The organism is Runella rosea, assembly GCF_003325355.1.
GTDB lineage: Bacteria > Bacteroidota > Bacteroidia > Cytophagales > Spirosomataceae > Runella > Runella rosea.
Genome location: NZ_CP030850.1, coordinates 5,965,001 through 5,989,370, shown reverse-complemented (window position 1 = coordinate 5,989,370; position 24,370 = coordinate 5,965,001). Strand labels below are relative to the sequence as shown.

Genomic DNA, 24,370 nt, shown 5'->3' with positions numbered 1-24,370 from the left:
GGGTTTTCGCGCACCTCACATTCATTCGTTTCGGCAGCTCAATTTCATCGTACAATTTTGTATCATCAAAACAGCCAAAAACAGACAACCGTTACGAAGTATTTCTTTCAGTCATGAAAACAGTCCATTTAAACATACCCAGAAGCAACAGGACAACCACACTCATTTTCAGCCTGTTGCTTCTCACCTTGACCTCCTGCACGGTGTTCAAAGGCGAAAAAATGACCAAAACCGAACTGTATTTCGGCCTTTCCAAACCTGATGGCTCCATGATTTCGTCGAATGCATGGCAGGCATTTGCTGACACGGTCATTGCCAAAACTTTTACCGAAGGCTCTACCATCATCGACGGACAGGGCCAATGGTTAGGCCACAATGGCAAGTTGGTTTCTGAGCCTTCCAAGATCTTAATTGTTTTGTCAAAATTGACGCCCGAACGCTCACAACAGATTGAAAGTATCCGCGAAAAGTACAAAAAATACTATCAACAGGAAGCGGTAATGCGCGTCGACGAGCAGTTAAAAGTAGCCTTCTGACAGTATTCAAAATGAAAATTCTCTCATGAAAACCCTCTTTTTCTTTTTTATCTCATCAATCATCCATTTTAACAGCATGGCACAGACAAAAGTAGCGGGCGAATACCGACTAACGGGTATTCATGATATGGCCGCTGGATTTACCTTAACGGAGCAAGGTACGTTTGAATTTTTCTACGTATACGGTGCTGTCGATCGATTTGCCCAAGGTACTTACACCGTGGAGGGTAAAACCATCAAGCTCAAAAGCAGCAAGGAGGCTGGGAAGGATTTTAGTATCACCAAACAAAGTAAAATCGGCAAAGGCTACACCATCAAAGTAATAGCGCCCAATCCGATGTTGGCGCAATACGTAAAAGTGATTGTTTTTAAAGGACAAGAAAAATCAGTGGAGTTTGTAAATAAAAAAGGCGAATTACACCTCAACGACGCGCACATTGACCGTATTTACCTCCAGCATGAGCTGTTTCCAGACATCGCAAGCGAAATAAAATCTGAAACCAACGACAACAACTACTTCGAAGTAGGCCTTAACCCTTCATTGGAGAAAGTGAGTTTTAAAGGTGTTGATTTTACGTTAGACAACGACACGCTTACTTGCTTACCGAATTATTTCATGCCTTTTGAAAACATTCAATTTGTTAAACACTAATAGTCAAACCTTTATAGCCATGTCAAACATCAAAACGAAAATAGACGAATTTGAGGTTATTGACCTTGAAGACAACGGAACCCTGCGTATTTATGTAGAGCACAACACCGAAATGGGCAACCGTGGTGTGCCGGGCATTCAGGTGTGGTATACCATTGCGGGCGGTACTTCCATCGTCAATTTTGAACCCCTTCACGTTGAACGCTGGGCGTATCAGGCCCAAAAACAAAACGTTCAGGAATATCTTATTGTCGACAATTCTTGGACGACCTACGAAGATACCTACATCAAGAACTATTTAATCATTAATGAGAAGCCCAAAGCCCGGGTTGAAGTAAAAGTACGCAGCAAAAAAGCGCCCATCATCCGCGAATACGACCTGCCGTTTTTACTCGAAGACTAGTCCGTCATTTCGTTTTAGAACAACCAAACTCCCAAGCTAACGTTGACTCCTCAACAGTAGCTTGGGAGTTTGGCATTAAATAAAAAAATGCCTTGGAAGCTAATTTACCCCTATTTTTGTTCGTTACTAATGGCAAAGGGTATTTGTACCAACCGTTTTTATTGAATGAATCGACTTCTTTGGTGCTTATTTTTTTTGGCGATTTCTCAGAGTATCTACGCTCAAAGGGCGGGGATATATCAGTTTGAGAAAAATCTGGAAGAAGAATCGGGGCAATTCCCCGCCCTGAAAGTACTGAAAGAAGCAGGTATATTTCAGGAGGACGTGCTGCCAGAGCTCAAAAATGCCAAACGCTCAGTCTACGTATTTGAAAAAAATTACGGGCTTCAATTTGACAACCGAGCCGCAAACGGATTTCTGCGGGATTCGTACACCATCGAAATTTATTTCAAATTTTCGGCACTCGACAGCTGGAAACGCGTCATTGACTTCAAAAACCGCAAGTCTGACAATGGCTGCTACATCTACGACGGCAAACTCAACTTCTATAATTTTGCCTTGGGCACCCGCGCTCCCGTGCGCGCCAACGAATACACGCACTACGTGATTTCGCGCAATGGAAAAACCAAACAACTTAAAATGTACGTGGATGGAGAGTCCAAAGTGGAATTTACGGACCAAAACGACGAAGGCGTGATTGACGAAGACGGTGTATTAAACTTTTTTCATGACGACCTCATCGTCAAAGAAGAAGCCAGTGCTGGGGCCGTAGCCCTTATCAAAATCTTCGATTACGTAGTGGAACCTACCGAGGTAAAAAAAAGCTACCTCAAATTGAACGAATCTGTACTCAAAAAGCCGACCGTTCCGTCGGTAGCTACCTCACCTCCACTCGCCAACCCTCCGCCCGAAGCGAAAACGCCCGCTAAAGCCGCTGATCTACCCCCAAAAGAGCCCTCATTGGTGCTGAGTGGGCAAGTTCAGAACGAAACGACCCGAAAACCAGTCAAACAACCCACGGTGTTGGTACTGGATAAAAATAATACCGAAAAACAGCGACTCCAAGGGACCGATGACGGATTGTTTAAAATCGCGTTTGAAGTAGGTCAGGATGTGTATTTTATGGTAGAAGCCGATGGTTTTTTCCCCACGAGCATTCATTATACGGCCAAAGAATTAACCGAAAAATCAAAAAACGGCACTATTTTTACCCTAAAACCCGTTACAATCAGTGAAAGTATTGTGTTGAAAAACATTCGCTTCGTGCAGGGAAAGCCTGAGCTGCTTCCCGAATCGGAAGAAGATTTGAATCGTTTATGGCTGTTTATGCGCGATAATCCCGCCGCCGAAATCGAATTGCACGGGCATACCGACAATTTGGGCGACTTTGACCTCAACCTGGCCCTGTCGAGACAGCGCGTGGAATCCGTCAAAGCATTTTTGGTTTCGAAGGGAATTGCCAGTCAACGCATCAGCGGGCGCGGATTTGGTTCAACGCGTCCCATTGCCAATAACAATCGTGAAGAAACCCGTCCGCTGAATCGACGGGTAGAATTTGTCATTAAAAAATTGAAATGAAAAACTCACTCTTTCTGTCCGCATTACTCGTTCTGTTTTTTTCATCTTGCAAAAGAGAAGAAAAGCCCGTAGACCCTGAATCTGACAATTTTGCCGAGACGCCAACCTCCAAAACCGTTCAGCCCGCCGACGACCTCGACGAAGCTTCTGGACTGGCCGACAGTTTTAAGCAACCAGGTTTCTTATGGTCACACGAAGACGCCGCCTCACCCGATGAGCTATTTTTATTAAACCGAGAAGGGCAGATTGCGGGTAAAATAAAAACCCCATTTACCAATTTTGATTGGGAAGACATTGCCATCGGCCCAGGCCCACAAGCCAACGAAACCTACCTGTATTTGGGCGACATCGGCGACAATGCCATCAATCTTGACATAAAACGCATTTATCGTTTTCCCGAACCCGCTAGCCTTACCTCCACCATCACCAACTACGACCGCATTCAGTTCCGCTATCCAGATGGCTCCCGCGATGCCGAAACATTGCTGCTCGACCCCCTCACCCGCGACCTATTTATCGTTTCTAAATGGGAAGGCCAAGCACATTTGTATCGTCTTGCCTACCCTCAATCGACGAGCGAAGTCATCATGGCCGAAAAAGTAGGCAACTTGACCGTAGGAGGCGATTTGACGGGAGGCAGTATTTCTACCAATGGCAAAGAGATTATTGTGAGAGGATACACCGCAATTTATTACTGGAAACGCAAAGTTGAAGAAAAAGTAGGCGATGTATTGCTCCGTAATCCTACCAAAAGTCTGCCCTATATTTTTGAGCCTCAGGGCGAGGCCGTGTGTTTTGACAAAGACGGCAAGGGCTATTTTACCCTCAGCGAACGCCGCAACGTACCCAGCGTTAATCTTTATTTTTACGCCAGAAAGTAGGGGCATGGCTCGTCTCCACCCTACTTTATAGCCACCCTTTCACCAATTCTTCCCATTCTTTTTCCAGCGCATACGCGGGCATTTCGGCGCGGGCACGGCGGTACCAATAGCCAGCGTTCCACTGGTCGCCCTCTTTGCGGTGTAGATACGCATGCAAACGATCGTAATCACGGGTACCTTCCCTCGACTGCGCGATGTCGTGCGCTTTTTCCCAGTTCCCTTTGGCATCGTACCAAAGCGCCTGCACTACTGGCGTGCAGTCTTTGGGAGGTTGTGAATCCTTCAGACTCGATTGAAACGTTATAAAATCCATCGTAAAAATTAGAGAAGTTCACTCTTAAAAAAAAGGTTCGAACTGATTTTACTCATCTTTTTTAAAAAATGGCATTAGTACTTTTGCCATACATTACCGATAACACAATCTTTAAACTATGTACATTCTTGTATTTTTCGTAGCCCACTGGTATTTATCTCTCTTGATGCAGACCTTCTTTTTGCACCGCTACGCCGCCCACAAAATGTTTACGATGAGCCCTTTTTGGGAGAAGTTTTTTTACACCCTCACTTTCATATTTCAAGGTTCTTCGTTTTTAAGTCCTTACGCTTACGGCGTAATGCACCGCCTCCACCACGCCTATGCCGACACGGATGAAGACCCGCATTCACCAAGTTTTTCGTCAAGTTTGGTTGATATGATGTGGAAAACCAAGAATTACTACAACAATATACTGCACCGCGAAGATAGCATTGCTGCCAAATTCAAAAAAGATGTTCCGCACTGGGCATTTATGGAACGATTAGGTGATTATTGGGTTATCCGTATTGGTTGGGGTGTATTGTACACCTTGTTTTATATACAATTTGCCACGGCCTGGTGGATGTTTTTGTTGTTGCCAATTCACTTTTTGATGGGGCCTGTTCACGGGGTAATTATCAACTGGTATGCCCACAAATACGGTTATACCAATTTTAAAGTAAACGATACTGCTCGAAACCTCCTTCCTTTTGACTTTTTGATGATGGGCGAATCGTACCACAACAACCACCACAAACTCGGAGGTCGCGCCAATTTTGGCGTAAAATGGCACGAATTTGACCCTACTTACCCGTTCATTTTGTTCCTCAACGCCACGGGAATTATCAAGCTAAAACGGAACAATGACTTAAACTATATGCCTAGCTAGGCGCAGGTGTTGGTTATTGGTTGATTGATTAACGGTTATTCGTCACTACTACAGAGCACCGTTAACCAATCAACAATCCCCTACTTATAAATAGCTTTCTTCGAAGATAGCAGCGTGTTGGTCAGGAGGCCACAAATGGTCATTAAGCCTACGCCACCTGGTACGGGCGTAATATAGCCAGATTTGGGAGCTACTTCGTCAAACTTCACGTCGCCTTTGATAGCAAATCCGCTTTTTTTGGATGCATCTGGCACGCGGGTAATGCCCACGTCGATTACCACGGCTCCTTCTTTGACGTAGTCGGCGGTGATGAATTCGGGGCGTCCCAAGGCTGCAATCAAAATATCAGCACTTTGACAAACTTCTTTCAGATTGTGCGTACGGCTGTGGCAAATCGTGACGGTACAGTTGCCCGGATAGGCATTGCGCTGCATCAAAATACTCATGGGCAAGCCCACGATTTGGCTGCGCCCCACTACCACACAGTGTTTACCGGCCGTTTCTATTTTGTAACGTTCGAGCATTTCCAAAATTCCATAAGGAGTCGCTGAAATGTAGGCGGGCAAGCCCTTACACATCCGACCCACGTTGATAGGATGGAAACCATCCACGTCTTTTTCGGGCGCAACCGCTTCCATGATTGTATTTTCTGAAATATGCGCCGGAAGTGGCAACTGTACGATGAATCCATCGACATCTTCGTCAAAATTCAAATCCTGAATGTGCGAAAGCAACTCCGCTTCTGAGGTAGTATCGGGCAAGCTGATGAGGGTTGATTTAAAACCAATCTCCTCACAACTTTTGATTTTTGAGGCTACATAAGTTTCGCTTGCGCCGTTATTGCCCACCAAAATAGCCGCCAAATGCGGGGTTTTTCCGCCGTTGGCTTTGATTTTATCTACTTCTACTTTGATTTCTGCTTTTACCTCAGCAGAAAGTTTTTTACCGTCTAATAGTTGCATTGGAAGATATATTGAAGACGCAGAAGAGTTCTGCTTACTTTATTAAATAACAAAATGAGGATTTTCGATAATACCAAACACATTGCCGAATGGGTCTTTGACCGTCGCAACTTTAATTCCGCCACCTACTTCCTGAATCTCTTCATCCGCAGTTGCTCCCGTTCCGAGTAGGTATTCCCAAGCCAGTTCAATATTTTCCACACCCCAATAGGTAGTTGTTTGAGAGGCATTGGGGTCAAGTCCCAGTTCATACCCACCGATGTTGAACCCAACGTAAAAAGATTCATCAAAATAAGGCTGCACACCCGTTGTCTGAATGTACCATTGTTTGGTCGCCGCTAAATCAGCGGCGGGGTAAATGACGGTTCTTAATCCGAGTAGTTTCATAAATACTCTTTCAATAATTTCTCTCTTAACATCGTCATACCCACGGTGGCTTTTTCCTGAATAAACGTCACGTATTTCGTGCTACCCGACATTTCGGGGGTTTTGGGATCTATCACAAAAATCGGCACCCGAGGAGGTACATAATATACTAATCCTGCCGCAGGATATACTACTAATGAAGTACCGACCACAATAAAAATATCAGCTTGCTCGGCCAGTTCAACGGCGGGAACCATCATCGGAACCTCTTCCCTAAACCACACAATATTGGGCCGAAGTTGACTACCCAGTTCGCAGGTATCGCCTAATTTCAGCTCCCAGCCTTTCACATCGTACACCAAAGAGGGGTCTTTGGTACTGCGCGACTTGTACAATTCGCCGTGTAAATGAAGTACGTTGTTTGAGCCTGCTTTTTCGTGAAGATTATCGACGTTTTGGGTAATGATTTGAACGTCAAAGTATTTTTCCAGTTCCGCCAAAATAAGATGCGCGGCATTTGGCTCAGCCTCCAACCCCTGTTTACGACGTTCATTGTAGAAATCCAACACCAATTGCGGATTGCGACGCCAGCCTTCTGGGGTGGCTACATCTTCAATGCTGTGCCCCTCCCACAGTCCGTCTGAATCACGAAATGTTTTAATACCGCTTTCGGCGCTGATTCCCGCGCCCGACAGGACGACTAGCTTTTTTTTGTTCGGCATAAGTTTCCTCTACAAAACGTTGTAAAAATGGAGTTACCTGCGCATAAAATGCGGCAGGATTGTCTAACCAAGGGAAATGATGCGCCCGGTCAATCAAACTGATTGTGACATTAGGAACTGATTTTTTCCAGAAATTCACCAATCCATTGAGGTCATAGCGCTGTCTTGATACAACCACCAGCACAGGTACGTTCCTTTGTCGTAATGCAGTAATACAATCAAAAGGGTTAGGAACAAATTTAGTACTTACTCGGCTTTTAATCCCTACGTTACGTACTTTTTCGTATAAAAAATCGGCGGCAATGGGTTCATGTAGCGTATCATGCACGTAAGTAGCTGCCTGAAATGCCATAATTGCTCTGGCCCTCGCTAAAGAATCTGTGGGCATTATTTGCGTTTGGAGTTGGTGTTGCAACCCTTCAAAACGCCGATTGATGACCTCCTGCGATAACATACGTGAAAAACCGTACTCTTCGTAATTATCAAAATAGCCATAGGCCGAAAGTGGCTTCGATTCAGACATGGCCGTGGGGTTGATAAGCACCAATTGCGCCAAGTGGTTTCCTGCCTGCGAAGCATAAGCACAGGCAATTTTGGCTCCGAAGCCATGCGCAATCACCGACCATTTGGGAATCCTCAACACCATGCGAAGGGCTTCAATATCAGCAACCGCTTTCGTAAAGTTAATCGTTGAATCATTGATAACGGGAAAACGGCTTTTGCCCGTAGCACGCGGGTCGTAATAAACCACCCGGTTTGTTTCCGACAATTTTTTAATCAAGTCTTTTAGGTAGGTCGATGAATTGCCCACATCGCCTACGACCAGTACGTGGCTCCCACTCCCGACGATTTTGAAATATAAATTGGCGCCACTGTTACAGATTGCCCAACCTTCGGTTTGGGCTTTTACTAGAAATGGCACCAAAAATAAGGCAATAAAAAGAAATACATTTTTTCTCATTCAGTCGGGATATTTCTTGAGAGAGGATTTCAGGATTGACCGCATTCTAGGCTTGTCAATCCTGAAATCCTCTCTGATGTCTACTGATTCAACTCACTGATTTTCTGATAAATCATCACTTGATTGGAGGCAACTTTGGCAAATCCCCGTACATCATCGCCCGTCCAAGCGTTGTTCATCTCTCCATAACTTCCAAACACTGGCGACATCAAATCGTAACTTGATTCAATTCCTTCCACATAAAAACGATAAGGTGCTAGCGTAAGGTGTACTTTGCCCGTTACGTGCTGTTGGGTATCGGCTAAGAATGTCTCAATATTACGCATGACAGGCTCCATGAACTGACCTTTGTGCAGCAAACTGCCGTACCAGTTGGCCAATTGTTCTTTCCAATACAATTGTTGCTCGCTCAAGACGTGTTTTTCGAGCGTGTGGTGGGCTTTAATAATAACTAAAGGTGCGGCTGCTTCAAAGCCTACGCGTCCTTTGATACCGATGATGGTATCTCCCACGTGAATATCACGCCCGATGCCGAACGGTGCCGCGATCTCGGCCAATTTTTGGATGGCTTCCACGGGCGAATAAGCCGTATCGTTGATTCCGACCAATTCTCCTTTTTCAAATTGCAGGATCACGCGTTCCGCTTCAGTTTTGCTCACTTGCGTCGGAAAAGCGCTTTCGGGCAAGTATTTATCCGAAGTCAGGGTTTCTTTACCGCCAACCGACGTTCCCCAAAGGCCTTTATTGATAGAATAGGCCGCTTTGTGCCATTCTTGATCCACTCCTTTTGATTTCAAATAGTCAATTTCGGCCTCACGCGACAACCTTAAATCCCGAATGGGGGTAATGATTTCGGCTTCTGGCATAATGATACGGAATGCCATATCAAATCGCACTTGGTCATTTCCAGCACCCGTACTTCCGTGCGCAATGGCCTGAGCACCAATTTCTTTGGCGTACTCAGCGGCCGCAATGGCTTGAAAAATGCGCTCCGCACTCACCGAAAGCGGATAGGTATTGTTTTTGAGAATATTGCCAAACACTAGGTATTTAATACATTGCTGATAATAATCCTGCGTTTTGGAAATAGTCGCGTGTTTTTTGACTCCCAATGAATACGCACGGGCTTCAATCGCTTTCAGTTCTTCGTCCGAAAAACCGCCCGTATCCACCAATACGGAGTAAATTTCGTAGCCTTTGTCTTCCGACAAATATTTGACGCAAAAAGAGGTATCCAAACCTCCGCTAAACGCTAAAACAACTTTTTTACTTTCAGACATGGACTTCTTTAATGTTATTTTGTTAGCGGCCCCCATTAAGCAGGATTTTTTGTAGAAATCACGCCGTCAGAGCAACCATTACTTTTGACAAATTGGTAGGTTACACTTACTATTTTAGCGCAAAGTTAGGAGAATAACGACAAGGTTACTAAAAAAAAAGGTCCTAACTGGCAGTTTAAATTACCAATTAGGACCGTATGGACTTTACAGGGAATCTAGTGTACCAACTCCAATTCGTTCTGACGTTTACGAGCTTTGGCTTCACGTATTTCACGACGCAGCAGAATCCGTTGTTTGATACGCATCCAGCGCTCGTACAATTTAGATTCTTTCAGAAAATCCCACGGGGCTTTCTTTTCCGTTTTTGGCACCTGCAACGGATCATACATCATCCCCGTACAAAGGCAGTTTTTACGGTTGGTCCGCGTGAGTACGTCATAATTTACGCAACTTGAACAACCCTTCCAAAAGGCGTCGTCGGCTGGCAATTCACTGAACGTAACGGGCTCATATCCCAAATCAGAGTTAATCTTCATCACGGCCAAGCTGGTCGTAATTCCAATGATTTTGGCCTCTGGGTATTTGGTCCGAGATAGTTCGAAAGCCTTTCTTTTGATGGCTTTCGCGATACCACTTTTGCGGTAATCAGGGTGAACAATCAATCCAGAGTTGGCCACAAACTTACCATGCTCCCAGGTTTCGATATAACAAAAACCAACCCATTCCCCCAGCAACGTTGTTGCGATGATGGCTTTACCTTCGGCCATTTTTTCCTGAATATACACAGGTGAACGCTTGGCGATTCCGGTTCCGCGTTGCTTGGCACTTTCTTCCATCTCTTTACAGATGGTTTCGGCAAGATGGAAGTGTTTGTCTTCGGCTGTTTCTACGATGTACTCGTTGGATATTATTTCGATGTTTGACATTGTCATTTATTGGAATTGAATCCTCTGCGGAGACAACAAATCCGCTTTGGTGTTGAAAAAAGAGAAACGATTTTTGGAAATCTGGCGAGAGCGTTCGCCACGTAGGCAAACAGTATTAATGTGTCCTTTCGGACCTACAAAAAAATGGCGTAGTATGCGCGCAGCGAGTATGTGAGAGAGTGTGTGCCACTTTTGTATTTGGTTTTTGAAAAAAACGTGACAAATATCGGTTAAATTGTATTCTAAATCCAATAAATAAACGATTTATTTTTTTCATTAGTTCATACAAATATGGAATGCCTGGTATACAACCTATTACACTTTTTCGGCGGCCAAACAATTCATTAAACAAACCGTTCTTAAAAAAAATAGTTTTCCGTTGTACGCGTCCAATAGTACCATTTCGACTTTCAGCGTTATATGTGCACCAGCTACATCATTAGTTTTGGGTGCTTTTGTACTTTAGTAGTAAAATTATAACAAACATAAGTGACCTCATGGAAAATCCATTTTGGAAAAAAACAATGTATATGGGCAGTAGTTCGCTATTGCTAGCCGCATTGCTAAGTAGTACCGTTTCTGCCCAATCTCCTGCCGTTCCCGAAGAAAATCGTTTTACGAAAACCATTTTATTAGAAAAACTAGACGAGCCTACCGAGCTGGTTGTACTAGACGACCACCGCGTATTGTTTACTGAGCGCAAAGGGAAAGTAAAGCTTTATAATCCTAAAAAACCCAATACTTATAAAGTTGTAGGCAATATCCCCGTTTATATCAAACAGGAATACGGGCTGATGGGTATCAACGTTGACCCCGATTTCAAACAAAACAAGTGGGTTTATTTATACTATTCTCCCGTCTCTTCAGAAGCCGACACCTCGCAGCGGCTGGTGCGTATGAAATACGATACCGAACGCGATACTTTGTTGCTGAGTACCGAGCAAGTGCTGCTTCGCGTACCTGTCAAACGCAATGATTGCTGCCATACTGGAGGCTCCATTGCCTGGGACAAGCAGGGCAATTTGTACCTCTCTACGGGCGACGACATCAACCCTTTTGGCAATGATGGCTACGGTGCACTCGACGGACGCCCCGGAAGAGCCAATTGGGACGGTCGCTCCACTTCTTCTAACACCAATGATTTACGGGGTAAAATCCTCCGCATAAAACCACGCGCCGAAGGTGGATATGACATCCCCTCAGGGAATCTTTTTCCTACAGGCACCGAAAAAGCTCGCCCCGAAATATACATCATGGGTAATCGCAACCCCTACCGTATTTCAATAGACCAGCGTACTGGTTTTCTGTACTGGGGAGAAGTAGGTCCAGATGCAGGCAACGACAGTGAGACGCGTGGGTCTCGCGGGTATGATGAAGTCAATCAGGCCCGTAAAGCAGGTTACTTTGGGTATCCGCTGTTTGTAGCCGACAATAGAGCTTACAATCGATACGACTTAGGCACCAAAATATCAGGCGAAAGATTTGACCCCGCAAAACCCATCAACGACTCCCCGCACAACACGGGTTTGATTGAATTGCCTCCTGCCCAAAAAGCCTTTATTTATTATCCGTACGCAGAGTCACCCGAATTTGGCCCCATCGTGGGCAAAGGCGGTCGCAACGCCATGGCTGGGCCGGTCTACTATTATGATGACTATCCAGAAAATGACGTAAAATTCCCCCGCCATTATGACGGAAAACTGTTTGCCTACGAATGGATTCGCGATTGGATTCACCCCGTTACAATGACCAAAGAAGGTGATTTTGTAAGCATGGAGACCTTCATGCCAAACACTAAGTTTAGCCACCCGATTGACATGCAGTTTGCCGTTGACGGTTCGTTGTACGTCATGGAATACGGAAACACTTGGTTTGCTCAGAATGATGACTCGCGTTTGTCAAGAATTACGTACAACGCAGGAAACCGTAAGCCAGTGGCCGCCGCAACTGTCAACAAGAAAGCGGGTGCCGCGCCCATGAAAGCCGTTTTCTCTTCTAAAGGAACGGTCGATTATGATGGGGATGCACTCACCTATGAATGGAGTTTCGGTAAAGGTCTTCCCAAGAGTACCTTGCCAAACCCAACTTTTACTTATACAAAACCTGGAACCTATACCGCAACGCTGAAAGTAACCGACGTAAAAGGAAATGTTTCGTCGAGCAATGTAGAAGTAAAAGTGGGCAACGAGCCGCCAAAAGTGGAAGTAGCTGTGGCAGGAAATAAATCTTTTTATTGGGAAAACAAACCCGTCAGCTACGAAGTAAAAGTAGCCGATAAAGAAGATGGCAGCTTGGCAAATAAGAAAATCAGCCCCGAGGATGTCATCGTAACGATTGATTATCTGGAAGGATTTGACAAGACCATTTTGGCCCAAGGCCACCAAGCCAATTTGGGATTTGCCACGGGAAAACGCCTCATGGAGCTTTCTGATTGTATGGCTTGTCACAGCATTGACAAAAAATCCATTGGCCCATCGTACCGCGAGGTAGCCAAAAAATACCAAAGAGAACGCGACGTGGTAAGTATGCTTGCCGACAAAATCATCAACGGTGGTGGCGGTGTGTGGGGTGAGCAAGCCATGAGTGCCCACCCTCAAATTAAGAAAGATGACGCCAAAGAGATAGTGCGTTACATTATGTCGTTGGCCAACGAAAAAGGGCCCGATAAAAAAGCCGTCAAGGGAGAATACATAACGGCAGCCAAGCAAAAAGAAGGTTCTTATATTTTTACCGCTAGCTATACTGACAAAGGAAACGCTAACTTAGGCCCACAAACTTCTACCACCACGGTAGCCCTGCGCCCTGCCAAAGTGAAAGCGGTGCAAAATGACGAAGTTAAGGATGCTACCAATGTAGAACTACCAACCAAAAGCGAGGTACTGGCTCCCGTCAAAAATGGCAGCTACGCCGTATACAAAGACATTGATTTGACCGACATCAGTACGCTTTCATTCATGGTCTATGCCGAACCAAGCCGTACAGTAGGCGGCAAAATCGAAGTGCGGCTGGATAGCCCAACGGGTGCTTTGATTGGTGAAGTAGAAGTACCCGACAATAAGGTAGGGGTATTAAATGCGGCTATTCGTCGGCCCGATGAAAAGCTTCATAACGTTTATCTTGTGTTTACCACCACCCAATCCGTTCCCGAAAACAAAGGATTGTTTGGTTTGGAGTGGATTCAATTTAACCCCAACGGGGTCGCAAATACGGGCAAGTAACAGTATTGCTCTCTTCATGCTATAAAAACGAAACAGCCGTTGCAGAACGGCTGTTTCGTTTTTAGTACTTTCAAATCCTAGTTATTGATATTTATCAGAAGGCTTTTGCTGTTTTTTTACCAATATTGTCAAAAAACTATTCGTTATGCCTACTACTCAACAAAGCGTCCGGTATCTTCAAATCGTCTTTTTTGTAGCTATATTCATGTACTTTACGCAATCCATTACCATACCTATGACTTTTGGTTTATTGATTGCCATCGTCATGGCACCTTTTTGTCAGAAGTTAGAAAGATGGAAATGGCCCCGCAGTTTAGCCATCACTGCTTGCTTAGCCATTGTCTTCTTGATTGTATCCGCATTGGTGACATTATTGGTTTGGCAATTGGACGAGTTTCAAAAAGAAGTGCCCAAAATCACTACCAAATTCAAGGAAAATTGGCCTCAAATACAAGATTGGCTTAGATTTCGTTTTCATCTCACCGAAAAAATGTTGGACAATTGGTTGATTAAAACTGGCTCAGAAGCTGGCTCAAAAATTGGAGCTATTTTAGTAGGAACGTTTAACATCACGGCCAATCTGCTTTTCAACGCCTTCATTATTCCTTTGTTTACGGCGTTGTTTCTGTACTATCGGGGTTTAATCATGAAATTTTTTTACGAGCTTTTTGGCGAATCAAATCAACAACTTGTCTATTCAGTTGCGCATCAAACGGTCCAAACTTATCATAATTACATCAAGGGGCTGCTGTTGGTCTATCTATCAGTCGGTGTTTTAAACTCCATCGGGCTAGCCATCATCGGGATTGAGTACGCCATTCTGTTTGGGTTCATCACCTCCATTTTGACCATCATTCCTTACGTGGGCATCATGGTTGGAGCGCTGTTACCTATTTCAATTGCTTGGATTTCTTACGATTCTCTTTGGTATCCTTTGGCGGTGGTAGCGGTGTTTGGGGTGGTGCAATACTTGGAAGCCAATGTCATTTTTCCGATGGTGGTTGGTAGTCAACTGAAAGTGAATACGCTCGCATCCATCGTGGCGTTGTTTATCGGCGGGGTAATATGGGGAGTGTCTGGCATGGTTTTGTTCTTACCATTTGCAGCCATCCTAAAAGTTATTGCCGACCACGTTCCTTCATGGAAACCAATCAGTACTCTTTTAGGACCTGCCGAAAACTAAATTGGCGCAATGGAAAGACACGTTTTAGACAACTTATTCGTTTTATTATCTTGGGTCATTTGGTTAACACCTTCGGCAAGTATCCGCATTTAACTCACTGTACAACTAACAAAAATCTTTATGACGAAAAATCTGTTCGCTTTTTGCCTTTTTTTAAGCTTGGCGGCGAATGCCCAAACAGCTCAAATCCTGCTCAAACTGCCCCAAAACAATGATTTTATTATCTCTTTAACGGCAGAAAAAGTCCGTTATCTTGATGCGCCTTCCATCGGTCTTACCGATGTAGAATTTCTAAACATCGGTGTATTTGATGACAGTACAAAACAATGGGCAAAGACCGAATTTGAGCTGAAAGAACCGCAGGTTGTTCGATTGAATATCGTCAACAAACGCACGGCGAATGCCTATAAAAGCCAAGAAGGTGTAAATTATTTGCTGTTCATCAGTCCAAATGATAACCTGACAATCGGCATCTCTCCCAACAAAACACTGACTTTTACAGGGACCAATGCACATTACCAAGAGTACCTGAGAGACTATTTCCGGGAGAATATGTATGATTATTTGCCCCAATTTGGGTATAATCCTTCCCAAATTGATAATTTCCACATTCTTACCAAAGTAGACAGCCTGCAACGTACACGTCAACAACGGTTGCAAACTTTGAAGGGCCAACAACCCATCGACGAAGCATTTGAAACATACGTGACAGCCATTACAAATACGGAACCATATCTGCTTAAACTCGTAGTTTCCGACAAAAAAATCCGCGAGAGTCAGGGTGTGCAGCTAAAGCCCAATCAACGAAAAGAAATTCAGGAGTTGGCACTCCAGAATTTTAAAATTATGCCTGATGCGGCCCTACTAAGTGAGGTCTATCGCAACGAACTACGCAATTTTATTCAGGTACCCGTCATTCAAAAATATCCGACCGACTCCGCCAAGCGATATGTGCTCTCACCTGAGGCTGTACAAATGGCATATCAACTGAGCAATGAAGAACTCCAGAGTTATCCAAAACAAAAAGAATATTTGTTGACCCATTGGCTCAATTATTCTACCACATTTCGGAGTAATATGAGCACGGCCCGTGCATTGTTGGCCAAGTACGAACAAGCATATCCTGAGTCGGCTCTGGTGCCTTATTTTAAGCGTACAATAGAATCAAAAGAGAAGATGGAGGTAGCCTCGCAAGCACCCGAGTTTATGCTTAAAGACCGCGATGGCAACACGGTAGCTTTGTCAAGTCTGCGGGGCAAGCCTGTTTGTATTGCTTTCTGCTATAATCTAAAACAGCACGAAAATGATTTTAAACCTTTGGAAGAAAAATACCGTGGCCGTTTGAATTTTGTTTACCTCAACGTAACCCCAGCAACGACGTATGAAATGTGGCAGCCAACCACCGAAAAGCGCCCCGGAGTATTGCATTTATGGGCCTCTGATGATGACGCACAAATGCTCAAAGAGTCCTATGCTTCTACGATGCGCTATCCTTTTGTACTGATTGACGCGCAAGGAAAGATAGTGGAGCGATGGATTCCACAAGAGTTCCCCGACAACAAACCGTTGCAAGCCGAACTCAGGGATTTAATCAGAAAATAATGGAATGCAAAAGGAGTTAAGGGGTCACTTTAACTCCTTTTATTTTATCACTTGGGCGGATGCCAACCAATCGTAGGTATTGAGCGGCATCGGCAACGCTTCGGGCGTGAGCTGAAGATACATAAGGTGTAAATGAGTACCAGAACGGCGTTTGGCAGCATTGAGGCCTGTTCTTCCTACCTCCGCAATTTTTTGCCCTGCCGTCACCTGATCACCTACCTGAACCGTTACGCGGCTGTGGTGTGCGTAATAAAACAAGCCATCCAAACACGGATCATAAATCCATACAAAATTACCTCCCCGATACGTGCTTTCGGGACTCCAGTTAGATTCGGTAGCCACTACAATACCCGGGCGCATCGCCAGTACATCAATGGGCTGCTCGGTTTGGTCATCCAAGTTATCCTGATTGCGGTCATAAACAAATATATCATGGGCTGGATGGCTTCCCTGTACCGCATGGTCAAATAGATTAAATCCAAACGGGCGGTATCCTGAGCCATTTCCACCGATTTGCTCAGCATCGTATGATTTTATTGGAAAAACAAAACGAATGGAATCACTACAAGTTTGTTGACGATAGCCGTCGGTTACTTCACGGAGTTCGCTGAAAATCAGCCGAAAGCGTAATTGGGCAGAATCTGGCTCAATGGTTTGCTCACGAATCTGGGCATTAAGCTGTAAAAACGCCTGCCCCAAAGTCAATAGTTGGGCCCCAGGAGCATCTGCGGCCATCAAAAATAATGGTGAAATTAAGGATAAACAAACAGTTAAAAACTTGTACATAGAATAGGTTTATTTCTTTCCCAGAAACTCTTTCATCATTAGCCACTCCCGTCCAGGAGCTTCTGCCTGAAAAGTTTCGAGGCAACCGCGATCTTGGAGAGTGATGTAGCAAGTTCGCCCTTTTTTGCCTCCAAAGCAAATATTTGAAACACTTTTGCCCTTGGTAGTAATCGTTTTTATGACTTTTCCTTCGGGCGACACTACCGCTACTTCGCCCTTTCCATGCCTTGTGATGTACAGATTGCCTTTGGCATCACAGCGCATTCCGTCCATCCCACCATCGCTAAATTTATGCAGTAGTCGCTTATTGGAAAGCGAGCCATCGGCCGCCAAATCAAAGGCCCAAACATTCCGTTGGACACTTTCATTGACGTACAGTGTCTTTTCATCGGGACTTACATCAATCCCGTTGGTTGTTCCCATATCGGGCGCCACGATTCGAGCCTTACCCTCTGGCGATACGTGCCAAACCTGTCCTGTTCCTTCTTTCCAGTTGGGATCTGAACAAAAAATATGCCCTTTTTTGGTGATGGCCAAATCATTTGGTTGGTTCATTTTGGGCTCATTGCAATGAACGCTCACTTGCTTGTTTGTTACATCTACTTTCAAGACATTATGCCCCGTAAAATCAGCCACGTAAAAGGTTGTAGCGTTGCCAAACCGAATCCCATTTCCTGTACTTCCTTTTGGCAAAGTGAGAAAAATAGACGCTTTATTACGTTTAGGAATCTTGGCAATGGTACCGTCCATGATATAGTTAACGGCATACACCGAGCCGTCTGCATCGACGGATGGGCCTTCACAGTTTTGGGTAAACTCGTGCTCTGCCGTATAGTCAGAAGTTTGGGCTTGCACCGCAAACGACGAAAAATATAAGGCCGCAATAAAAAAGGGTATGCGAGGGTAATGATGCAATTTCATGAAAGTAAAAGGTCTATGTCTAGTAATAATGGTAAAACAATATTGTTTTTTGGGGTTCAGTGCCCCATTTTGGGCTTTTAACCGTTCACATTTACTGTTTTACATTTTTCTGTTTCTTGGAATGTAAAGATTAAGATTTCATTGAAAATAAAAAAACTTTCCAAGTTTTGAAAACCTGAAAAGTTTTGATGAAAAGTATAAAATGCGTCTAGCGTAGACGTACTCTTAATTATTCACCTTCAATAATTCTTCGAGCTTTTTCTCCAATGCGGCCCCGCGCAGGTTTTTATCAATTACTTTTCCGTCCTTGTCCAGAAGGAAGGTGGCAGGAATGGCGTTGACGCCGTAAGTTTGGGCCGCAATTGACTGCCAATATTTTAAGTCTGAAACGTGGCTTGGCCAAATCAATCCATCTTTTTCAATGGCTTTCAACCAAGCCGCTTTATCACGGTCGAGCGACACGCTGAAGATTTCAAATCCTTTGTCTTTAAATCGATTATAAACCCGAACCACATTGGGATTTTCTTGACGGCACGGGCCGCACCAAGAGGCCCAGAAATCAATCAACACAATCTTTCCCTTCAATGAAGAAAGGCTTACTGGTTTATCTTGAGTGCTGTTGAGCGTAATTTCGGGAGCGGCATCTCCAATCTGAATTCCACGCATGCGTTTGGCATTTCCTACAAAAACCTGTGCCTGCTTCATGGTTGGGCGTTCCACCTCAAAACGTTTGGCCAGCGCATCAATGGTCGCAAAATCAACTTCTGGATTCAGAAAATTAGTAGCAAACAACGCAACCAACGACGTTCCCATTTCAGGAATCATGCTTTTAACTTTTCCCGTAAACCCTTGACTTGCGGCTTCAAAATCCTGCTGAATCTTCGCTATTTTTTTACTGTCTTTCTTTTGTTCGGCCTGAGCATATTCTTCCTGCCACTTCTGAGACTTTTCGTTCATCTCTTTATACATGCCAATCAATTGCTGGTAATAATCATTGTTCTTTGAACCACTTATTTTTGAGGCTCCTTTTTCAGTACCATCCGCCGCAATCTCAATGGTTTCGCCCCCTTCTATCAGCACAATAACCCGTTGCGCGTTGGCAAGGTTGAGTTGGTACACGGTGCCTTCGTCTAGTTCTTTTCGTTTAAACGTAAAGCGTTTATCAGGCCCTACTTTTGCCGAGTCTATTCTCACAAGTGGCTGGGTGCCCGCAATTTCAAGGTAAACCTTGTCATTGGGTTGAAGATTTTTGGCCGTCCCCGAAATGGTGAAGTCTTTTGCCGTCGTTTGGGCAAAAAGGGTAACGCTTGTAAAAAAAGCGGCAGCGGTCAGTATATTTTTCATTAGAATGCGAATGTTTGCCAATTTTAAACGAAAAAACGGGCTGTTTGTTGCGTGATTGACAAAGGTACAAAAAACAAAAATGCTGCCAGTTATTTTGACTGACAGCATTTTTGGATTATTTATTGGTGTTAATTTAATACCGATTGATTTCTAACTTTGACAATCCACCATTGTACGATACTTTGATTTTTTTGGCAGCCGAATTATAATTGGATGTACGATAAAGTCCATCGCTTATTTTTTCGAAATTATCCAACTCTTTAGAATTAAAGGCCCCGTCTACAGTAAATTCACAGCCAATCGATTCTGGAATATTGATTTCGATGGAGGCAACCCCAGCGTCAATTTTTACTTCGGCATTATTTTCAATTTTTTCGCCTAATTTCAAATCAACCTCTGCCGCTCCCGCGCCGATTTTCACTTTTTTAACTTTGTATTCCGACAAATCAAACTCGGCTTTTCCAGCTCCTAAACCTAGGTCAAATGACCAAACAGGCTTGTCACTAAGTCGCATTTCGACGTGATTGTCCATGTTATCAAAATCCTTGATCCGAACACGCTTCGTGCTGTCTTTACTCTCCATTTCAAAATTAACCGAGCTAATTTTCGTGCTTTCGTTTCGTTTGGTTGTCAGCACATAGTTACCAAATTTAGTTTCAGCGTCGGCTTCCACCAATTGCGACGTTGTGCCTTCTATTTTAAATTCACCAGCACCTGCCCCAAAATTAAGGGTTGCTTCGGTAGTACCCTCGGCCAGCGGTTCGGAGAAATGCGTTTCCCCATCCTTTGAATACGTTTGGGACCGCTTGTCATACTCGTCATCCTCATTATTGTTATCATCGTCATCATCAAAATCGTGGAGATTAAACTCAATTCCGTCATCGTTCCAGTGACGAAGTTTTTTGTTCGCTCCGTTGATAATTGCCGATGGAATGGCAATCGCAATCAGAATGGCCGTCAAAATTCCCGACCAACTTTGTTTGAGTAAAAGGCTGAAACCTGCCAATACCAACAATACGGGCCAGAAGCGTAAGGTCATTCCCCAATCAATGTGAAACCAACCGAGGGTTTTGGCCAAGAGTATCAGTCCAACAGCCAGTAAAAAAGTACCCCAAAACAGGGCATTTGAAGATTGTTTCATGGCTCTATGGCTTAAGATATTTTTTTAAGTTTGTCTTTAAAAATCAGGAGTGCTCCACCCGCAATAAACAGTACTGGCCAAAAAAATCGCTCGAAATCAAACCAATCGAAAAGTTCACGCATAAGCAGTAGCCCGCCGATAAGTACAAGGAGCGCGCCCCAAAAAGTGCTTTGATAGTTCATGGCAAAAGGAAGTTTGAGTTGAAAAGTTTGTAGGTTATTAGATAATGATTTTCAAGCCTGCTCGCAGGATTTTGCCGACAGGCTTGAAAATCTATACTTTGGGCTCTTCCGAACCATCAGGCATTTCTGATTCTTTGGACGTTGTTGTCGTCTTTGGAGGCTGCCAATCATTGATAGGAGCTGAATCAGTCCATGAAGGAGTGGCACGCTCTGTATCGGCGGTAAAAGTGGTTGCTGATTTATGAGATGTTGTTCTCAAAATCAAGAAAAGACCTAAACCAATGAGTAATGCTGCTGGTACAAATCGCTCCAAATCAATCCAATAGAAAAGGCGGTCAAAAAGCATAAATCCACCGATAATAAGCAGACCATAGCCAATGATTTCGGCTCCTTTGCCAAAGTCTTTTTTAGGCTGCGGATTATTCAAATAAACGTTTTCTGGGTCTGTAACGGTCACTGTAGGCTCGCCAGTAGGCAACGCCGCCCACAGAATAATATAGATTAAAATGATGGGAAATCCTTTGGTAAAAAACATCAATACGACAAAAATAACCCGCATTATGGCTTTATCTATACCAAAATAATCGGCGAGGCCAGCGGCTACCCCACCAAGGACTCCTTCACTCGGAATACGACGCAATTGTTTGCTGTTCATGGCTTTGCAATGTTAAGATGTTGGATTTTAGGCGATGAGCACTGCTTTATTTTCGTTTTAACGTCAATTGGTCAATGCTCTTTATCTTTTCTTTGTTTTATTATTGAATCAAAGGTACTATGCAATGCAAGGTAATAAAATATATTTTACGACCAACGGTTAAAGAACAAAATGAATGGAAAATTTTGGTGATGAAGTTATAAGCCTAAGAGCTTTTTCTCAAAATAAATAACGTCTTCTTCAGGATTAAAGTTGTAAGGATGGATTTCGGTAAATCCATAACGAAGATATAATTTAACGGCAGGCGCTAAACGTCGAAGGCTGTCTAGTTTTATGGACGTATAACCAAGCTTACGTGCGGTATCAAGCGCAACCTCCATGAGCTGCTCACCCAAATGGAGCCCACGAAAGGCGGGTTGGATAAACATACGCTTGAGTTCACACGTATGTTTATCCAATTGCCTCAACGCCGTACAACCTACAAATTGCTCATTGGCCTGTACAAGCCATAACTCCCCCGTTGGAGGGCCGTACATGGTGGATAGTATTTGCAGTTCATCATCAAATTTCTGAAACTTTAAGTCAATTCCTAACCCTAACGCGTACTCTTTGAATAGTGTAACGGCAGTAGCGTAGTGTTCGGAGGTTCGAGCAACGATAACTTGCATAGTATAATCACATTATCAAAATGCCTATTTGGAATTTATGACATCAGATAATTTTTAAAATCTTCAAAGCGGGTACTCATCGGAGTAGCCACTTTCGTTTTACTTAACAATTCTGACAAACGCGCAGGAATTTCGACATCAGCGGTCCCGAGCGCCTCTTCCACAACATTGAGAAACTTGGCGTAATGGGCCGTTGATAAAAATATCCCTGTTAGGTCTTTTTTAGTTAAATTCATGTATTCCTTCAATCCTAAATAAGCAACCGCCGTATGAGGACACATCAAATAGCCCTCACGCTCGTACACATCACGCATGGCCACTTTGGTTTGTTCATCATTAAACCAAAATCCTGAAACAACTTCTTTGACCTGCTCCCATTCATCACCAAAAAAACGGGTCAAACGAACAAAATTGCTCGGGTTTCCTACATCCATGGCATTTGAAACTGTTTCCACAGACGGAACTGGATTGTACACACCGCTTTCTAAATAATTAGGGACTACATTATTACGGTTAGTTGTCGCTACAAAATGTTCTACTGGAAGCCCCATTCTATATGCTAAAATACCCGCACTCAAATTCCCTAAATTTCCACTAGGTACCGAAAATACAACAGGAAGCCCTAAATGCTTTACTTGGGCATAAGCTCTGAAATAGTAAAAAGATTGGGGAATTAAACGAGATATATTTATTGAGTTGGCAGAAGCAAGGTTGTATTTTTGGGTTAATTCCGCATCTAAAAAAGCCTGTTTAACCAAAGCTTGACAATCATCAAATGTGCCATCAACTTCAAGCGCCGTGACATTTCCGCCCAGTGTTGTCAATTGCTTTTCTTGAATATCACTTACTTTCCCGCTTGGATACAATATTGTAACGCTTATGCCAGGTACGTTATGAAATCCCTGCGCCACGGCCCCACCTGTATCGCCAGATGTAGCCACTAAAATCCGTATTTCTTTTTGAGAACGCACTAGAAAATAAGACATCAAGGATGCCATAAAACGAGCACCAAAATCCTTGAAAGCCATGGAAGGACCATGGAAAAGCTCAAGACAATGAATATTACGCTCAATGGGAACAACAGGAGCGTCAAAATCAAACGCCCGATCTACAATCATTCGAATATCCGCTTCTGAAATATCATCATTTAGTAAAGTTTTTGAAACCTCGAACGCAATTTCATTAAACGATAAATGCTCAATACCTTCTAGAAACTGGGTCGTAACCTTCGGAATATATTCAGGCATATATAATCCATTATCAGTTGGAAGGCTCCGAAATACCGCTTCTTCAAGGTTTGCTTTAAGCTGTAGGTTCTTGGTGCTATATAATATCATCAGTTGAATTACGCGCTAAATGTCAAATTTTATAAATTTCAAAATCCAAAATTACACCTCCTATTCCCCCCATGCAAGACTTTCTGAAATTTTAGAAACTCTGCGTTTAAGGGCATAAAAAAAGCGTCCACTAGTTGAATAGTGAACGCTTTTAATGTCGGGATGGCAAGATTCGAACTTGCGACCTCCTGGTCCCAAACCAGGCGCGATGACCGGACTACGCTACATCCCGAATAAGAATGCCTCCGATTTGACGGAGGCATATCTTTCATTGTTAATATTGTGGCGGCTACCTACTTTTCCAAGTTTTATCTCAGTATCATCGGCGGAGCGGGGCTTAACTTCTCTGTTCGGAATGGGAAGAGGTGAACACCCGCCCTGTAACCACCATCAAGGTCGTTATCGGCGTTTGCAGAATTGGGATGAGGTGAAGCGATTCGTCGCACCGTCCCGCACTGTAACCACCATCAAGGTCGTTATCGGCGTTTGCAGAATTGGGATGAGGTGAAGCGATTCGTCGCACCGTCCCCCACTGTAACCACCATCAAGGTCGTTATTGGCGTTTGCAGAATTGGGATGAGCTCAGTAATTCCTCGCAACCTCCCGCACTGTTAACTCCTAGACTATCTATTATCTCATAGTCCCTAAATTATTGACATTGGAATGGAAGTAATTAAGTTAAGCACTTTACTTAGAAGCTATTGGGCAATTAGTACTGCTCAGCTTTGATGTCACCACCTTTACACTTGCAGCCTATCAACGTCATAGTCTATAACGTCCCTTATGTGGAAATCTCATCTTCAGGCCGGTTTCGCACTTAGATGCTTTCAGCGCTTATCCGTTGCCCACGTAGCTACTCGGCCGTGCTACTGGCGTAACAAC

The 24,370-nt window shown here is 43.9% G+C and carries 24 protein-coding genes, 1 tRNA gene and 2 rRNA genes (1 of these 27 only partly in view); 9 read left to right on the top strand and 18 right to left on the bottom strand.

All coding sequences use genetic code 11. The annotated features are described in order from the left end of the window. The first annotated feature begins 113 nt into the window (after positions 1–113). From DR864_RS29940 to DR864_RS24555, 5 genes are all read left to right on the top strand, one after another. Positions 114–536, top strand: coding sequence for a DUF3574 domain-containing protein (locus DR864_RS29940; RefSeq protein WP_162794105.1), 423 nt, complete (start codon positions 114–116; stop codon positions 534–536). Positions 537–612: 76 nt separating this feature from the next. Further along, positions 613–1,188 carry a hypothetical protein gene (locus DR864_RS24570; protein WP_114069442.1) on the top strand — a complete coding sequence of 192 codons (576 nt, stop codon included), beginning with the start codon at positions 613–615 and terminating at the stop codon, positions 1,186–1,188. Between the two features lie 19 nt (positions 1,189–1,207). After that, complete coding sequence (locus tag DR864_RS24565; protein WP_114069441.1) at positions 1,208–1,591, top strand: hypothetical protein; 384 nt, start codon at positions 1,208–1,210, stop codon at positions 1,589–1,591. A 165-nt stretch (positions 1,592–1,756) separates the two neighbouring features. Next, entirely contained in the window at positions 1,757–3,169 is a 1,413-nt protein-coding gene (locus tag DR864_RS24560; RefSeq protein WP_114069440.1) for an OmpA family protein, read from the top strand. After that, positions 3,166–4,050, top strand: coding sequence for a YjiK family protein (locus DR864_RS24555; RefSeq protein WP_114069439.1), 885 nt, complete (start codon positions 3,166–3,168; stop codon positions 4,048–4,050). Before DR864_RS24560 ends, DR864_RS24555 begins: the two co-directional genes overlap by 4 nt. A 25-nt stretch (positions 4,051–4,075) precedes the next feature. On the opposite strand, the gene DR864_RS24550 is transcribed toward DR864_RS24555, so the two are convergent. Further along, positions 4,076–4,363 (bottom strand): hypothetical protein, encoded by a 288-nt coding sequence (locus tag DR864_RS24550; protein WP_114069438.1) that lies wholly within the window; start codon positions 4,361–4,363, stop codon positions 4,076–4,078. 118 nt (positions 4,364–4,481) lie between these two features. Between DR864_RS24550 and DR864_RS24545 the strand changes: the two genes are divergently transcribed. Further along, complete coding sequence (locus DR864_RS24545; protein WP_114069437.1) at positions 4,482–5,234, top strand: acyl-CoA desaturase; 753 nt, start codon at positions 4,482–4,484, stop codon at positions 5,232–5,234. Between the two features lie 80 nt (positions 5,235–5,314). Here the strand turns inward: DR864_RS24545 and folD are convergent, their stop codons facing one another. The 6 genes from folD to DR864_RS24515 form a co-directional block, all read right to left on the bottom strand. After that, on the bottom strand, positions 5,315–6,196 hold the full coding sequence (folD, locus tag DR864_RS24540) for a bifunctional methylenetetrahydrofolate dehydrogenase/methenyltetrahydrofolate cyclohydrolase FolD (RefSeq protein WP_114069436.1): 882 nt from the start codon (positions 6,194–6,196) through the stop codon (positions 5,315–5,317). A gap of 42 nt (positions 6,197–6,238) precedes the next feature. Next, a complete protein-coding gene (locus tag DR864_RS24535; protein WP_114069435.1) occupies positions 6,239–6,583 on the bottom strand; it encodes a VOC family protein in 345 nt (114 codons plus the stop codon). Further along, on the bottom strand, positions 6,580–7,284 hold the full coding sequence (locus DR864_RS24530) for an SIR2 family NAD-dependent protein deacylase (protein ID WP_114070465.1): 705 nt from the start codon (positions 7,282–7,284) through the stop codon (positions 6,580–6,582). Before DR864_RS24530 ends, DR864_RS24535 begins: the two co-directional genes overlap by 4 nt. Beyond that, positions 7,220–8,245 (bottom strand): alpha/beta fold hydrolase, encoded by a 1,026-nt coding sequence (locus DR864_RS24525; protein WP_114069434.1) that lies wholly within the window; start codon positions 8,243–8,245, stop codon positions 7,220–7,222. The genes DR864_RS24530 and DR864_RS24525 overlap by 65 nt, the downstream gene beginning before the upstream one ends. Before the next feature lie 80 nt (positions 8,246–8,325). Then, complete coding sequence (gene argG, locus DR864_RS24520) at positions 8,326–9,525, bottom strand: argininosuccinate synthase (RefSeq protein WP_114069433.1); 1,200 nt, start codon at positions 9,523–9,525, stop codon at positions 8,326–8,328. Between the two features lie 215 nt (positions 9,526–9,740). Continuing rightward, a complete protein-coding gene (locus DR864_RS24515; protein ID WP_114069432.1) occupies positions 9,741–10,451 on the bottom strand; it encodes a GNAT family N-acetyltransferase in 711 nt (236 codons plus the stop codon). Positions 10,452–10,948: 497 nt separating this feature from the next. Here DR864_RS24515 and DR864_RS24510 point away from each other — a divergent pair, with 497 nt between their 5' ends. The 3 genes from DR864_RS24510 (at position 10,949) to DR864_RS24500 (ending at position 16,454) form a co-directional block, all read left to right on the top strand. Then, on the top strand, positions 10,949–13,669 hold the full coding sequence (locus tag DR864_RS24510; protein WP_114069431.1) for a PQQ-dependent sugar dehydrogenase: 2,721 nt from the start codon (positions 10,949–10,951) through the stop codon (positions 13,667–13,669). Between the two features lie 145 nt (positions 13,670–13,814). Then, the gene (locus DR864_RS24505) at positions 13,815–14,852 is read left to right on the top strand and encodes an AI-2E family transporter (protein WP_114069430.1); all 1,038 of its coding nucleotides are present in this window, start codon (positions 13,815–13,817) and stop codon (positions 14,850–14,852) included. 120 nt (positions 14,853–14,972) lie between these two features. Continuing rightward, positions 14,973–16,454 carry a TlpA family protein disulfide reductase gene (locus DR864_RS24500; protein ID WP_114069429.1) on the top strand — a complete coding sequence of 494 codons (1,482 nt, stop codon included), beginning with the start codon at positions 14,973–14,975 and terminating at the stop codon, positions 16,452–16,454. Positions 16,455–16,493: 39 nt separating this feature from the next. Here the strand turns inward: DR864_RS24500 and DR864_RS24495 are convergent, their stop codons facing one another. The 11 genes from DR864_RS24495 to DR864_RS24450 all read right to left on the bottom strand — a co-directional run. Then, positions 16,494–17,189 (bottom strand): M23 family metallopeptidase, encoded by a 696-nt coding sequence (locus tag DR864_RS24495; RefSeq protein ID WP_229599465.1) that lies wholly within the window; start codon positions 17,187–17,189, stop codon positions 16,494–16,496. Between the two features lie 60 nt (positions 17,190–17,249). Beyond that, positions 17,250–18,161: an SMP-30/gluconolactonase/LRE family protein gene (locus tag DR864_RS24490; protein WP_114069427.1), complete on the bottom strand. Its 912-nt coding sequence runs from the start codon at positions 18,159–18,161 to the stop codon at positions 17,250–17,252. A gap of 225 nt (positions 18,162–18,386) precedes the next feature. Further along, on the bottom strand, positions 18,387–19,505 hold the full coding sequence (locus DR864_RS24485) for a TlpA disulfide reductase family protein (RefSeq protein WP_114070464.1): 1,119 nt from the start codon (positions 19,503–19,505) through the stop codon (positions 18,387–18,389). A gap of 133 nt (positions 19,506–19,638) precedes the next feature. Further along, on the bottom strand, positions 19,639–20,646 hold the full coding sequence (locus DR864_RS24480) for a toast rack family protein (RefSeq protein ID WP_114069426.1): 1,008 nt from the start codon (positions 20,644–20,646) through the stop codon (positions 19,639–19,641). An 11-nt stretch (positions 20,647–20,657) separates the two neighbouring features. Then, on the bottom strand, positions 20,658–20,828 hold the full coding sequence (locus DR864_RS30080) for a LiaI-LiaF-like domain-containing protein (protein ID WP_166559382.1): 171 nt from the start codon (positions 20,826–20,828) through the stop codon (positions 20,658–20,660). Between the two features lie 91 nt (positions 20,829–20,919). Continuing rightward, positions 20,920–21,483 carry a PspC domain-containing protein gene (locus tag DR864_RS24475; protein ID WP_114069425.1) on the bottom strand — a complete coding sequence of 188 codons (564 nt, stop codon included), beginning with the start codon at positions 21,481–21,483 and terminating at the stop codon, positions 20,920–20,922. A gap of 197 nt (positions 21,484–21,680) precedes the next feature. Beyond that, a complete protein-coding gene (locus DR864_RS24470; RefSeq protein ID WP_114069424.1) occupies positions 21,681–22,151 on the bottom strand; it encodes a GNAT family N-acetyltransferase in 471 nt (156 codons plus the stop codon). A 35-nt stretch (positions 22,152–22,186) separates the two neighbouring features. Continuing rightward, entirely contained in the window at positions 22,187–23,488 is a 1,302-nt protein-coding gene (gene thrC, locus DR864_RS24465; RefSeq protein WP_114069423.1) for a threonine synthase, read from the bottom strand. A 157-nt stretch (positions 23,489–23,645) separates the two neighbouring features. After that, positions 23,646–23,720 (bottom strand) — tRNA-Pro (locus DR864_RS24460). Between the two features lie 48 nt (positions 23,721–23,768). Next, positions 23,769–23,880, bottom strand: a 5S ribosomal RNA gene (gene rrf / locus DR864_RS24455). 297 nt (positions 23,881–24,177) lie between these two features. Then, a 23S ribosomal RNA gene (locus DR864_RS24450) occupies positions 24,178–24,370 on the bottom strand; it runs 2,612 nt beyond the window's last position.